Raw genomic sequence first — 13,664 nt, 5'->3', positions numbered from 1 at the left:
TTGAAGCCACAAGGCTCGCACTTTCGATCGCGCTCGCCGTCACTTGGTCGCGATCGACAATGCTGGCGTGCGCCCCTCACACCGGCGGCGTGCCGTGCGTATGGAACGACTCGATCGTCTTCAGTCCCCACGCCTGGCCCTTCTTGCGCTCTTCCTCGGTCCAGACGATCGGCTTCCAGTCCGGCGCGAGGATGAGGCGGGCGCCGGCGTTGGCGACTTCGACGCGGTTGCCGCCGGGTTCATAGACGTAGAGGAAGAAGGTCTGCTGGATCGCGTGCTTGTGTGGGCCGGTCTCGATGTGGACGCCGTTCTCCAGAAAAATATCCGCGGCGCGTAAAATTTCCTCGCGGCTATCGAGCGCGTAGGTAACGTGGTGGAAGCGGCCCGCCTTGCCGTAATGATCGCGGGTGTAGGCGAAATCGTAGCTCTTGTTCGACATCGTCATCCACATCGCCGCTTCGGTGCCGTCGTTGAGCACGATCTGCTCGGTGGTGCGGAGGCCCAGATAGTTTTCGAAGAAGAGCCGGTTGGCCTTGATGTCGACCGCGAGGCAATTGAGGTGATCGAGCCGGCGGACATTGACGCCGCGCGCCGGAAACCGCTGCGCCTGGTTCTTCAGCGCCGGCTTGAGCTCGGGTGGCGGCTGATACCATTCGGTCTCGTAATAGAGTTCGACGATATGGCCATCGGGATCGCGGCAGCGGAACGCCGGCCCCTGCCCCATGTCGCCGTCAACCCAGCCGATGTCGAAGCCGGAACCTTTGAGCGCAGCAACCCGGCGCTCCAGCGCCTGCGGGCTGCGGGCGCGCAGCGCCATGTGCTCCATGCCTGATGTTTTCGAAGCCGTCAGCTTGAGCGAATAACGCTCGTAATCGTCCCAGCCGCGCAAATAGACCGACTCGCCTTTTTGACCGCTGACCGTCATGCCCATGACGTCGACGAAGAATTTCAGGCTCTCGTCCGGCTTCGGCGTCAGCAATTCCATGTGGCCGAGATGGGCGAGATCGAAAATCGGCTCGGGGGTCATGTCGCTTTCTCCTGACTACTATGATTCCGAGGCCGTCATACCCCCGAAGGCGGGGTATCCAGTACGCCGTGCCGTTGAGAATGACCGAAACGCCGCGGAGTACTGGATCATCCGCCTTCGCGGATGATGACGGCTGTATACGCGGCTACCAAAGCGCGCGCGTTATATCGTCGAACAATTCTTCCACAGCATACGCGCGCGGAATGAGTTTTTGCTGCGCCGAGTAATCGATAATCAGTTTCAGCGAACGCTGCATCTCATCCCGGCCAAAACGCGGCGCAGCGGATGAAGCGGCAGCAGATTCGGCGAGCAGGCGATGCACCTCCCGCACGACGTCCGGATGCTGATCGGACAATGTCCGGCTCACCACCACCATATGGTTGATCGGTACCACTCCGTGCTTTTCGAACCAGGCGTTCTCTTCCGCAGCGACATCGGCAAACAACGACTTCAAATCCGGATGATCCGATTTTTCGCCGAGCACCGCATCGAGCTCGCCGTCGATCAGCATCTGGATGATCTGCTTGCCCACGTGCGCCCGCTTGGTCGTATCAACGAACTCAGCGACGTGGGCGTCCTCGAACGTCACCCAGTCGATCGAATCGAGATCGAGGCCATAGTCATTGGCAAGGATGCCGCGCAGCCATGCGCCGGTCGTGGTGGTGAACGAGCGAATGCCGACGCGCTTGCCGTTGAGGTCGTGCGGCGCGAGCTTTCCCGCTCTTGCATTGTAAAGCGCATGCCCGTGCTGGAACCGCGCCAGCACGACATCCGGCAGCAGCACCATCGGTTTCTCAAAAGACTTCGCCATCAGATAGGTGACGATCGCCATCTCCGAGACGTCGAACGCCCCTTCGCGGACCATCGGCTTGAAGCCCTTGTTGGTCGGCGAATACTGCGCGAAATCGAACTCGACCAGATCCGACCTGATCGATCCATTCTTGAGCGCTGATGTGCCGGGATGGTCGCCGAGCAAGGTCCGCAGGCGCATCGCCACCTCAGTCCTCCTCCAGCGCGTCGACATAGACGAGACCGGCCTTCGCCAGCGGCTCGCGCATATTGTACATGTCGAGGCCGAGCACGCCGGCGGCGAGCTTTTGGCGCTTGCCGTCCTCGTCTGCCACGCGCTTCTCGCCCTTGGCGACAACATCGGCCGCGTCCTTGCGCCCGATTACCACCACGCCATCGTCATCGGCGACCACTGCATCGCCCGGGTTCACATTGATGCCGGCACAGACCACAGGCACATTGACCGCGCCGAGCGTCGCCTTCACCGTGCCCTTGGCCGAGATCGCCTTCGACCACACCGGAAAGCCCATTTCACGAAGCGCTTTGGCGTCGCGAACGCCGGCGTCGATGACGAGCCCCTTGACGCCGCGCGCCATCAGCGAAGTCGCCAGCAGATCGCCGAACATTCCGTCGGTATTGTCTGTCGTGCAGCCGACCACCAGGATGTCACCGGGCTGGCACTGCTCCACCGCGACATGGATCATCCAGTTGTCGCCGGGCTGCGCCAGCACGGTCACGGCGGTGCCTGACGTCTCGGCCCCGTTCCACACCGGGCGCAGATAGGGCTTCATCAGCCCGAAACGGCCATAGGCCTCGTGCGCGGTGGCGACGCCGAGCGCGCCGAGCCGATTGACGAGTTCAGCATCGGTTCGCTTGATGTTGCGGACGACGACCGTCTTCATGCCAGTTCCTCCATCGCCATCGGGAACAGCCGCTGATAGGCCTCGCCATAGGTCATCGGCTTGCCGGTATTGCGGCCGCCCTGCACGCCCCGCTGCAGCGCGACCCGCTCATAATAGGCCCACAAATGTTTCTGGGCCGCGAGGATCTCGAACGTCTTGCGCTTGATCTCCCAGACCTCGTCGATGTTGAGGATCACCTGCGGCTTGAAATTGCACATCTCCGGCTGGTGCGGCTCGAACAGGAACACCGGCGGCGCCGAATAGGTGTATTTGGCGCCGGGCTTGTGACCCATCGCCTGCGCGACCACGCGGGTTTCCTGGGCGAAGTGCGCCGCGTTGGGATGATCGAAATTATAGGGGTCCTCCAGCGCATGGGTGAGCACAAAGGACGGATTGAGCTCGCGGTAGATATCGACCATGCGGTCGAAATGCGCCTCCGTCAGCCGCAGCGGATAATCGCCGGCGTCGAAGAATTCGATCTCTGCGCCGAGCATTTCTGCCGCGCGCTGCGCCTCGTCGCGCCTTCCGGCCTTCACCTTCTCCATCGTCGCGCCCGCCTCCTTCCAGGCGAACTGGCTTTCGCCGCGCTCGCCGAACGACAGGCAGGCAATCTTGACGCGATAGCCTTTCTTCACATGGAGCGCGATCGCACCGCCCGCGCGCCAGACGAAATCGCCGGGATGCGCCGTGACCACCAGGCCCGTTTTGCCAGCATTGCTCATGATCGGGATTTCCTCCTTCGCTTTGCACGTGGCCGGCCGCACCGGCCGCGTGCCTATTGTTTGGCAATTCCCGCCCGCTCGATCACCTGGGCCCACTTATCGATATCGGCCTTGAGCCGGTCGAGAATTTCCTCGGGCGAGCTGGCCTTGGCCTCGATGCCGAGATCGAGTGCGCGCTTCTTCAAGTCCGGCATGTCGAGCACCTCGCGCAGCGCGGCGTTGAGAGTCTTGATCACCTCGGGCGGCGTGCCCTTGGGTGCAAAGATCGCGTTCCAGGAACGCGCCTCGAAATCGCCGCCACCCGCTTCCTTCACCGTCGGCACGTCAGGCAGGAACGTGGTGCGGACCGTGCCCGAAGATGACACGGCAATCGCCGCCTTGTCGGCAACATGCGACTGCACTGCGGTGTAGTTCTCGATCGCCATCTGGATATCGCCGCGCAGCAGCGCGATCAGCACATCCGGCGAACTGCGGAACGGCACGATGGTGACGTCGACACCGGCGGTCGATTTGAACAGTTGCGCCGCGAGGTTCTGGGTCGACCCGACATTGATGGTGCCGACATTGAGCGTGCCGGGTTTTGCCTTGGCCGCCTTGATGAATTCAGCCAACGTCGGATATGGCGAGCCGGCTTGCGTCACGAAGATGAAATCGAAATAGCCCATGCTCGAAACCGGAACGAAATCGGTCACCGGATTGAAGCCGAGGCTCTTGAACAGCGATACCGAGATGGCGGTGCCGTTGCTCAGCAGCGCCAGCGTGTAGCCGTCCGCGGGTGCGGACAGCACGGCGCGTGCGGCATTGATGCCGCCGGCGCCCGCCATGTTCTCGATGACGAAGCGCTGGCCGAGCTTTTCGCCGAGTTTTTCGGTAACGAGCCGCGCCGTGACGTCGGCAACCCCGCCCGCACCGAAGGGGAGGATCAGCCGCACCGGCCGGTTCGGATAGTTTTGCGCGTTGGCGATTTGCGGAAGTAACAGTGCCGTCGCCAGCGCAGCCATGCAGGCGAACGACATGCCGCGCGGGCTCAGGGTGTATCGTTTGTCCGCCATCGCACGCGCTCCTTCAAAACTCGAACAGCCGCGCCGGATTGTCGACCAGGATCTTCTGCTGCAGCTCGGGCTCCGGCGCAAACAGCGGAATGAGGTCGACCAGATCGCCGTCGTTGGGCATCACCTTGACATTGGGGTGTGGCCAGTCGGTCCCCCAGATCACGCGGTCCGGCGCGGTCTCGACGATACGGCGCGCAAACGGCACCGCGTCATGGAACGGTGGTCCGCCTGATGATACCCGCTCGCAACCGCACACCTTGACCCAGCATTTCTCGTCCCGCGTCATCAGGTCAATCAGCGTCCGGAACGGAAGCTGGTCGAGGCCGTCAGATGCCTTGACGCGTCCCATGTGATCGATGGTGTAGCGCACCGGCAGTTTTGCCAGCATCTCGGCATATTCAGGCAGATCGATCGCATCGAAATGCAGATCGATATGCCAGCCGAGCGGCGCGACCATCGCGACGATGCGATGGAACACCCTCATGTCGGGCACTCCGCCGAGATGGCGCACGAAGTTGAAGCGGCAGCCGCGAAAGCCGCCGTCGTGCAGTTCGCGAAGGCCGCGCTCGGTAATGATGTCGTCGATATTGGCGACGGCCCGAAAGGTGCCGTCGCTGACCGCGATGGCATCCAGCGCCACGCGGTTGTCGGTGCCGTGCACGCTGGCATTGACGATGACGGCGCGACCGATCCCGAGCTTTTTGTGCAGCGCCCGGAAATCCTCGAGCGGCGCGTCGGGCGGCGTATAGGGCCGTCCCGGCGCGTAGGGGTATTTGTCGCCGGGGCCAAAGATGTGGGTATGCGCGTCACACGCCAGCGCCGGGAGTTTGAATTTCGGCGTTCGCGTATCGGGATCGGGTCCGGGGATCGTCGGCTTGTGCATGGTACTTTCTGCAGTGTTCTGGTCGCACTTCATCGCGTCTCGATATTCATGAAGTCGAATTTTCTTTCCGCTTTCCGGCAACGCTCTTTGCGGGCGGCTGGGTGGGCTTCGCCCGGCGTGAGGCTGTGTCGAGATGATCTACATCTGACGCCTGCAACGAGGCGACCGTCGAAGCGACGAGTTGCTCGATCGCTTCCGCCATGTCAGCGCCGTCAGCTTCGCCGCGCGACAGCCGCGTGACCCGCTCCGGGCTGACGAGGGTATAATAGAGTGCGCCGAGCAGGAACTGCGATCGCCACACGATCGTCGTCCGCGGCAGATGCGGCAGGCTTTCCTCGATCGCCTCGATGAACGCGTTGGTGGTGTCGTCGAATATCTCGGCGATGATGCGCCCCACCACGGCGTTGCCTTCGGCCGACATCACGGCGCGCAGCCGCGTAAAGCGCGCCCCTCCGCCCGCAAGGTCGCTGCTCGATGAAAACGCCGGCTGCACATAAGCGCGCACGATCGCTTCCAGCCGGTCCTGCACGTCACGCACGCGCCGTGCCGCCACCAGCAATTCCATGCGGCGCTTGTTCATCGGACCGCAATGGCGCTTGTAGATTTCAAGCAGCAAGCCGTCCTTGCTCTTGAAATGATAGGTGATGCTGCCGGGGTTGGCGCCCGCCTCCAGCGCGATGTCGCGGATCGACACGGCGTTGAAGCCATTGGTCGAGAACAGCAATTCGGCCGCGCTCAGGATGGCTTCCCGCATGTTGGGATTTCGCGTCATGGCATTTGCTTTCCGTTCTCGAGTTTTGTACGTTTGTACAAAATATCAGGTCTAGTCAACAAACATCTCGCGTGGCCAGCAGCCACCCCGACTGGACGGAATGACAAGGGAGAGCCGTCGGATGCGCCGGATCATCGTTGCGTTTCTGATCGTTGCCAACGCACTGGCCTGGCGCGGCGTCGGCCCTGCCATCGCAACCGATCCGGAACCGCGCCTGATCCTGGCACCATCGGGCGTATTGCGGGCCGGACTCTATCCGGGCACGCCGACCTCGATCCTGCCGGCTGTCGGATCGGGCGAGCCGCGCGGCGTCGGCTACGATCTCGGCAAGGAGCTCGCGCGGCGGCTCAGCGTCCCCTATGAGCCGGTCGTGTTCGCCAAGAACGCCGAAGTCCTCGCCGCCGTCAAAAGCGGAGAGGTCGATGTCGCCTTCACCAATGCGACGGCGGTGCGGGCACAGGATATGGATTTCGGCCCGCCTTTTCTCGAAATCGAGCTCGGCTACCTCGTCCCACGCGGCTCCGCGCTGACAACGCCGGCGGAGATGGATTCCCCGGGACTGCGCGTCGGCGTGACCGCGGGCAGTTCCTCGGACGCCACCCTTTCGCACGACTTCAAGCATGCCGAGATCGTTCGCGCCGCTACCTTCGATGTCGCGATCGAGATGATGTCGACCGGGGCGATCAATGCCTATGCGACCAACAAGGCCACGCTGTTCGAAATGGCGCAGAAATTGCCGGGGTCGAAAGTTCTCGAAGGCCGCTGGGGGATCGAGCGGCACGCCATCGCCATTCCCAAAGGACGCGAGCAGGCAATGGCTTTCATTCGCCAGTTCACGAATGACGTAAAATCGGAAGGCGTGGTCGGCGCCGCGATCGCACGCGCCGGATTGCGCGGCGCCATGATTTCGGCTGTGGAGTAGCCGCAACGAACCGCCGCGCATGAGCGAGGCGCGACGCATGAATTTCGCCCAGCCAAAAAGGACCTTTTCTCATGCCCTCACGCAGAACAATCATCCTCAGCATCGTCGCCGCCGCCGTGTTTTCACTGGCCGGCACGAACGTTAATGCGGAGCCGTTCCCGACCAGGCCCGTGCGCATCCTGGTGCCCTACGCCGCCGGCGGCGCCGTCGACGTGCTGGCGCGCACGCTCGGGCAATCACTGTCGAAAACCTGGGGACAGCAGCCCGTCATCGAAAATCGTCCGGGCGCCGGCGGGACGATCGCGTCGCAGGCGCTCACGCAATCGGCGCCGGATGGCTACACGCTGATCCTGGTCGCAAGCGGCCATCCGCTGAACCAGTTCTTCTATCCAAAACTGCCCTACGACACCTTCAAGGATTTTACCGCGATCAGCGAGATCGCCTATTCGCCGCTCGCGATTGTCGTGTCCAAGACCAGTCCGATGAAAAATCTCGAAGAGTTGCTGGCGAGCGCCCGCACGAAACCTGAATCATTGTCGTACGGCATGTCCGGCAACGGCACCTCGGCCCATCTCGCCGGCGAGCTTCTCAACTACATGGCCAAGGTCAAGATCCAGGCGATCCCCTACAAGGGCGGCGCCCCTGCCCTCACCGCCGTCATCGCCGGCGAGATTCCCATGAGCGTCAACCCACTGCCCGAAGTGGTCGGCCAGCTCGAAGGCAACGCGGTGCGCGCCCTTGCCGTGACGACAGCCCAACGTTCGAAGGCGTTAACAGATGTTCCAACCGTCGCCGAAGCCGGCGTGCCCGGCTATGACGCCTCCGTCTGGTGGGGCTTTCTCGGACCCGCCGGCATGGCGCCGGAACTGGTCGCCAAGATCCATGCCGATCTGGCCGCTGCGTTGAAGGATCCGGTCGTTGTCACGGCGCTGGACAAGATGGGCGCCACGCCGATCGGCAGCTCGCCCAAGGATTTCGACGCCTTCATGCGCGCTGAAGCCGCGAAGTGGGAGCCGGTGCTCAAAGAGGCGAATATCAAGATGCAGTGAAGTCATCGAGCCGGCGTTGCGCGGTCAGGTCACCGCGCATTCGCCGGCGCGTGGGCGTGCCAGAGATCGGCGCGCCAGTGCAGCACCACCGCCAGCATCAGGGCGAGGCCGGCCGCCGCATAGAGTGTTCCGGTCGCCGCAAATCCGATCTCGTCGATCAGGCTGCCGGCGGCCAGCAAGCCGATCGGCAGGCCATAGATCACCATCATGCGCACCCCCATCACCCGGCCGCGGAAATTCTCGCTCGCCGTCCGCATCAGAATGACGGCGATCGAGATCATGGCGAGGCTTTGCGAAAAGCCCGCCACCACCAGGCACAGGATCGCGGTCGGCACCGTCTGCATCTGCACGAACACCAGCAAGGTCACGTACCAGACGACGGTGGCGCCGATCATCAACCGCGCCACCCTGAGATCGCGGATCAGGCTCAACACGATCGAGCCGGCCAGCGAGCCGATTGCGAAACTTGCCGACAGATATCCGAGCCCGGTCTGGTTGGTGCCGTAGATCGCCTTGGCGATGTAGGGCAGCAGGCCGTTGGAGAGCGGATAGGCCGTCAGGTTGGCCAGGAATGCGACCCACAGCGCGGCCTGCATTCGCGGCGTGGTCCAGACATAGGCAACACCTTCCTTGAGGTCGCGCAGCGGCGAACGTTGCAACGCCTCGCTGGCCGCTTCGCCGGCGAGTTGCGCCTTGGCCGGCGCCACGATGCACAGCGTCAGCGCGGTAGCCGCAATATAGAGGCAGACGATCGCCACATAGGCCGGGCCCATGCCGAGCGCGGCAAACAATCCGGCGCCGCTCAGCGCGCCCGCAATGCGCGCGGTATCCATCGTCGTGCGCGAGATGCTGATCGCCCCGATCAACTGGCCGTGCGGCATGATGGTCGCGACCAAAGCGCCGCGCACGCCAAGGTCCGATGGGCGGACGATGCCCATCACGGCTGCGATCATGAATACATAGAGCGGTGCAAGTTGGCCGGACAGCGCCAGCGTCATCAGGACGGCCGCCAGCACCGCGTAGATCGCACGCATCATCGCCAGTAGATCGCGGTGACCGATTCGGTCGCCGGCAACGCCAAACATCGGCGCTACCAGCGTACCGATATAGCCGAGCGAGGCGAACAGAGTGAGCAGCAGGACCGAGCCGGTCTCGACCAGCACATACCAGCCGAGAATAAGCGTCTCCATCTCGAACGCCCACGAGGTGAGCAAATCGGCGGGCCACTGAAAACGGTAGTTCCTGACACGGAATGGTGCGAGCGCCGAAGGCCGCGCCGGGTCGCTCAAGTTGCGTTGTCGCGATTCATCGCGGTCTACCCTGCCCTGTTTCTTGTTTTTTCCTTCTTCGTCGATAGCAAGCTGCGCCGAGCGTTTCAAGCAGCTGACATCGCTCTGCCGCTATGCGTCAGCAACAGTCGCCTCACATCTGCGGCCGGTATCGCGGGGCTGAACAGATAGCCCTGCATCTCGGTGCAGCCGAGGATGTACAGCAGGTTCCTTTGCTGCTCGGTTTCGACACCCTCCGCCGTCGTCGTCATGTCGCTCGCGGCCGCGATGTTCACCACGGCCTGAACGATCGACGAGGACGCGCCGGGACCGGCGATATCCCTGATGAAGGAGCGATCGATCTTGATCTTGTCGAACGGGAAACGCTGCAGATAGCTGAGCGAGGAATAGCCGGTGCCGAAATCGTCCAGCGCGATCCGGACGCCGAGCTTGCGCAACTGGTGCAGCGCGTCCAACGCCGCGTCGTCGCGAATGAGCACGGCCTCCGTGATCTCGAGTTCGAGCCTGCAGGCAGACAGGCCGGAGGCTGCCAGCGCCGCCGCCACGTTCAACGCCAGCGATTGGCTCCTGAACTGGACCGGCGAAACGTTGACCGCGACACGGACATGATCCGGCCAGTTGACGGCCTCTGCGCAGGCCGCGTTGAGTACCCATTGACCGAGTTCATTGATGAGACCGGAATCTTCCGCGATCGGAATGAATTCCACCGGCGAGATCATACCGCGTTCGGAATGCCGCCACCGCAGCAGCGCCTCGCAGGAACTGATCTTGCCGTCCTCGATATTCACCACCGGCTGATAATAGGTCTCGAGGCTGCCGTCGCTGATCGCCTGACGCAGCTCGAGCTCCAGGCTCCGCCGCGCCTTGGCGCGCTGATCCATGCCAGCCTCGAAGAAGCGATATGTCCGCCGTCCGTCGCCCTTGGCGCCGTAGAGGGCGAGGTCCGCATTCCTCAACAACTGGTCGAGGTCCACCCCGTCGCCGGGGGCAAGCGCGATGCCGATGCTGGCATCGGTGGTGATCAGGTGCCCCATGCATTCGAAGGGCTGCCTGATCGCCGAATGGATTTCATCAACGAGCCGAGTAGTTTCCGACCTGTCCTTGATAGCGGTCTGAATGACGGCGAACTCGTCCCCGCCGAGGCGAGCCGCCACGTCGGCGTCTCCGATGCAACCGCGCAGGCGGTCGGCGACGCCCTTGAGCAGCTCATCGCCGATCGGATGGCCGAGCGCATCATTGATGCTCTTGAACTCGTCGATATCGATATAGAGCACCGCCAGTTGCTCGCCCGGCCGGAGCGCTTCGAGCGCCTGTTCCAGCCGCGCGCGGAACAGGATCCGGTTCGGCAGGTCCGTCAATCCGTCGAAATGCGCCAGATGCGCGATCTTCTCGTCGGCGCGCGTGCGCTCGGTGATGTCTTCGATCGTGGCCACCCAGCCGCCGCCCTTCAACGGCCGGTTGATGATCTCGATCGCCCGGCCACCCGGCGCTTCCGTGAGCTGCCGCGTCGCCTTGCCGAGCGACACCGTTTGGATGATCGCGTTGCAGAACGCGTCGACGTCGCCATCGAACGATCCGGTTTCCTTCCGGTGGGCGATCAGCCGCTGCATCGTGCAGCCGGGCTTGGCCACGTCAGGCGACAATCCGAACATGTCGAGATAGGGCTGGTTGCAAATGATGATCCGCGCGGATCCATCATAGAGAACAAGACCTTGCGGGATATTATTCACGGCAATCGAAAGCTGGCGCCGCTCGGCCGCCAGCCGCTGATCAGTCAACTGGTGACGCCGCAGCAGCAGTCCGGCGGCCACGGCCAGAACGGCGACGAGCGCCAGCAGAAGGCGTTCGCGAAGGCTCCATCCCGAGGTCGCGATGTCGCCGACAACCGCCGCCGCGAGCAGCACGCAGCATGCCGCAAACAGTTTGACCGTTCCGCCCCCATGCGCAGAACCGACCGAACCGCCCGATATTTGATGACCGCCCTCGTTGCTCACCCGACATGCCCTGGAATGCGACAAGCGTCCGTACGAATGGAACTCAGACAGCTGATCGCGCGCCCCGCGGTAGTGTTACGCAGCACTGATGGAAGGCGCGTTACAACTTGCGGTTAGCGATCGGTTACCTTGCACACGTGCTGGCTCCAATCCGCGATCCGGCATCGGAGGTTACCGAGACGCGCCCGGCGGCCGGCTGCTCTCGTGCGAGGTGGTAAACGAATGATTAATCCGAAGCTGGCATGGCGCGCGGCCCGAAATGCGAGAAAGCCCTTATTTTCCAGCGTAACTGATGCCCGACGGTGCTGACGGGGCTCCGCCGCAAAAACGAATCCTGACCGAGATGCCGTGGATTTAGCTGATACGAACCTGCACCTGTTTAACCGTTTCGCTAGCCGGGGCTGCTCATAATGGGGATCAGACCCCAATTCATGAGAGCCAGGTTCAACACCGTGACATCCTTTGGACGTGTGATTTCCGTGCGCGGCTCCCTCGCTCGGGTTGGACTTATGGCCGCGAGCCCGATGCCCGTCTCCGAAGCGCGCGCCACCGTCGGCCGCTTCATCAGTATTCGCTGTGGAACGGCCACCACCATCATTGCGATGATCACTGAGGTGTCGTGCGAGAACCAGACGAGCTCCGATGAATACATGGCGACCGCGTCGGTCGACCTGCTTGGCGAGATTTCCGGCGGCGAACGCCCCAAGTTTCAGCGCGGCGTGACCAACTATCCGACCATCGGCGATGCCGTCGACCTCGTCACCGCCCAGGACCTCCGCACCGTCTATGCGCCGAGCGGGTCGGACCAGATCAATGTCGGCACCCTGCAGCAGGACCGCTCCGTCATCGCCTATGTCGATGTCGAGGAGATGCTTTCGAAGCACTTCGCGGTCCTCGGCTCCACCGGCGTCGGCAAATCGACCAGCGTTTCGCTGCTGCTCAACGAGATTCTCAAGGCGCGGCCGAACCTGCGGGTATTCCTGCTCGACGTCCACAACGAGTATGGCCGCTGCTTCGGCGACCGTGCGCTGGTGCTCAACCCGCGTAACCTGAAACTGCCGTTCTGGCTGTTCAATTTCGAAGAGATTGTGGACGTCCTGTTCGGCGGCCGTCCCGGCGTGCCGGAAGAACTCGACGTTCTCGCCGAAGTCATTCCGATGGCGAAGGGCCTCTACACCCAGTACCAGAACTCCGATCGGCTCGGGCTCAAGCGCATGGACCCCAAGACGGGCGGCTATACCGTCGATACGCCTGTGCCCTACCGGCTGACCGATCTGATCTCGCTGATCGACGAACGGATGGGCAAGCTGGAGAACCGCTCCTCGCGCATCATCTATCACAAGCTGATTTCGCGCATCGAGACCGTGCGCAACGATCCGCGCTACACCTTCATGTTCGACAACGCCAATGTCGGCGGCGACACCATGGCAGAAGTGATCAGCCATCTGTTCCGCCTGCCCGCCAATGGCCGGCCGATGACCATCATGCAGCTCGCCGGCTTCCCCGCTGAAGTCGTCGACTCCGTCGTGTCGGTGCTGTGCCGCATGGCGTTCGATTTCGGCCTGTGGAGCGACGGCGTGTCGCCGCTGCTGTTCGTTTGCGAAGAGGCGCACCGCTACGCCTCGGCCGACCGCAACATCGGGTTCGGCCCGACCCGGAAAGCCGTTTCGCGCATCGCCAAGGAGGGCCGCAAATACGGCGTCTTTCTCGGCCTCGTCACCCAGCGTCCGGCAGAACTCGACGCTACCATTATCTCCCAGTGCAACACGCTGTTTGCGATGCGGCTTGCCAACGACCGCGACCAGGCGCTGTTGCGCTCGGCGGTCTCGGACGCCGCCGCGAACCTCCTGTCGTTCGTGCCCTCGCTCGGCACCCGCGAAGTGCTGGCCTTCGGCGAAGGCGTCGCGCTGCCGACGCGCCTGCGCTTCAAGGAGGTTCCGGTCCACCAACTGCCGCGCAGCGAAGCCACCATCGCGTCCGTGCCGTCGGTCACCGCCGGCCATGACATGCATTTCGTCTCGGCCGTGCTGGACCGCTGGCGCGGCGCCACCTCGAACCGCGACGCGCCGAACGACCCCGGCATCGGCGACCGGCCCGCCGCCCGCGTCATGACGCCGGTGGAAGCGCCGATGCTGCAGCCCTCGATGGGGCTGGACCCCGACCGGTTCTCGCTCCTGAAGAAGCCGTTGCGCTGAGGCGGCAAGCGTTCGCGCGAATTCTTCGCGCGGGCCGGTATCCACTTCGCCGCAATACGATATATGGT

At 63.2% G+C, this 13,664-nt stretch carries 12 protein-coding genes; 3 read left to right on the top strand and 9 right to left on the bottom strand.

Annotated features, from left to right (window positions below):
• Positions 1–76: 76 nt before the first annotated feature.
• The 7 genes from KIP88_RS07110 to KIP88_RS07080 all read right to left on the bottom strand — a co-directional run bounded on the left by KIP88_RS07110 (position 77) and on the right by KIP88_RS07080 (position 6,147).
• Positions 77–1,027, bottom strand: a complete 951-nt coding sequence (locus KIP88_RS07110) for a catechol 2,3-dioxygenase (protein WP_214487134.1) — start codon at positions 1,025–1,027, stop codon at positions 77–79.
• Between the two features lie 145 nt (positions 1,028–1,172).
• Entirely contained in the window at positions 1,173–2,018 is an 846-nt protein-coding gene (locus KIP88_RS07105; protein WP_214487313.1) for a hypothetical protein, read from the bottom strand.
• Between the two features lie 7 nt (positions 2,019–2,025).
• Positions 2,026–2,718, bottom strand: coding sequence for a 4-carboxy-4-hydroxy-2-oxoadipate aldolase/oxaloacetate decarboxylase (locus KIP88_RS07100; protein WP_214487133.1), 693 nt, complete (start codon positions 2,716–2,718; stop codon positions 2,026–2,028).
• Positions 2,715–3,440 (bottom strand): PIG-L deacetylase family protein, encoded by a 726-nt coding sequence (locus KIP88_RS07095; RefSeq protein WP_214487132.1) that lies wholly within the window; start codon positions 3,438–3,440, stop codon positions 2,715–2,717. The genes KIP88_RS07100 and KIP88_RS07095 overlap by 4 nt, the downstream gene beginning before the upstream one ends.
• A gap of 53 nt (positions 3,441–3,493) precedes the next feature.
• Complete coding sequence (locus KIP88_RS07090; RefSeq protein ID WP_214487131.1) at positions 3,494–4,492, bottom strand: tripartite tricarboxylate transporter substrate binding protein; 999 nt, start codon at positions 4,490–4,492, stop codon at positions 3,494–3,496.
• Positions 4,493–4,505: 13 nt separating this feature from the next.
• Entirely contained in the window at positions 4,506–5,375 is an 870-nt protein-coding gene (locus KIP88_RS07085) for an amidohydrolase (RefSeq protein WP_249790566.1), read from the bottom strand.
• 46 nt (positions 5,376–5,421) lie between these two features.
• A complete protein-coding gene (locus tag KIP88_RS07080) occupies positions 5,422–6,147 on the bottom strand; it encodes a TetR/AcrR family transcriptional regulator (protein WP_214487129.1) in 726 nt (241 codons plus the stop codon).
• 121 nt (positions 6,148–6,268) lie between these two features.
• On the opposite strand from KIP88_RS07080, the gene KIP88_RS07075 reads away from it, so the two are divergent.
• Both KIP88_RS07075 and KIP88_RS07070 read left to right on the top strand, forming a co-directional pair.
• Positions 6,269–7,069, top strand: coding sequence for a transporter substrate-binding domain-containing protein (locus KIP88_RS07075; protein ID WP_249790565.1), 801 nt, complete (start codon positions 6,269–6,271; stop codon positions 7,067–7,069).
• Between the two features lie 71 nt (positions 7,070–7,140).
• Positions 7,141–8,118, top strand: a complete 978-nt coding sequence (locus tag KIP88_RS07070) for a tripartite tricarboxylate transporter substrate binding protein (RefSeq protein WP_214487127.1) — start codon at positions 7,141–7,143, stop codon at positions 8,116–8,118.
• 29 nt (positions 8,119–8,147) lie between these two features.
• Here the strand turns inward: KIP88_RS07070 and KIP88_RS07065 are convergent, their stop codons facing one another.
• Both KIP88_RS07065 and KIP88_RS07060 read right to left on the bottom strand, forming a co-directional pair.
• Positions 8,148–9,407 carry an MFS transporter gene (locus KIP88_RS07065; RefSeq protein WP_214487126.1) on the bottom strand — a complete coding sequence of 420 codons (1,260 nt, stop codon included), beginning with the start codon at positions 9,405–9,407 and terminating at the stop codon, positions 8,148–8,150.
• An 86-nt stretch (positions 9,408–9,493) separates the two neighbouring features.
• A complete protein-coding gene (locus KIP88_RS07060) occupies positions 9,494–11,401 on the bottom strand; it encodes a putative bifunctional diguanylate cyclase/phosphodiesterase (RefSeq protein WP_374226429.1) in 1,908 nt (635 codons plus the stop codon).
• A 431-nt stretch (positions 11,402–11,832) separates the two neighbouring features.
• Here KIP88_RS07060 and KIP88_RS07055 point away from each other — a divergent pair, with 431 nt between their 5' ends.
• A complete protein-coding gene (locus KIP88_RS07055; RefSeq protein ID WP_214487125.1) occupies positions 11,833–13,596 on the top strand; it encodes an ATP-binding protein in 1,764 nt (587 codons plus the stop codon).
• Positions 13,597–13,664 lie beyond the last annotated feature (68 nt).

This window comes from Bradyrhizobium sp. SRL28, from assembly GCF_018596315.1.
Taxonomy (GTDB): domain Bacteria; phylum Pseudomonadota; class Alphaproteobacteria; order Rhizobiales; family Xanthobacteraceae; genus Bradyrhizobium.
Note: the sequence above shows the minus strand (reverse complement) of the source record. Positions and strands in the feature narration are given on the sequence as shown.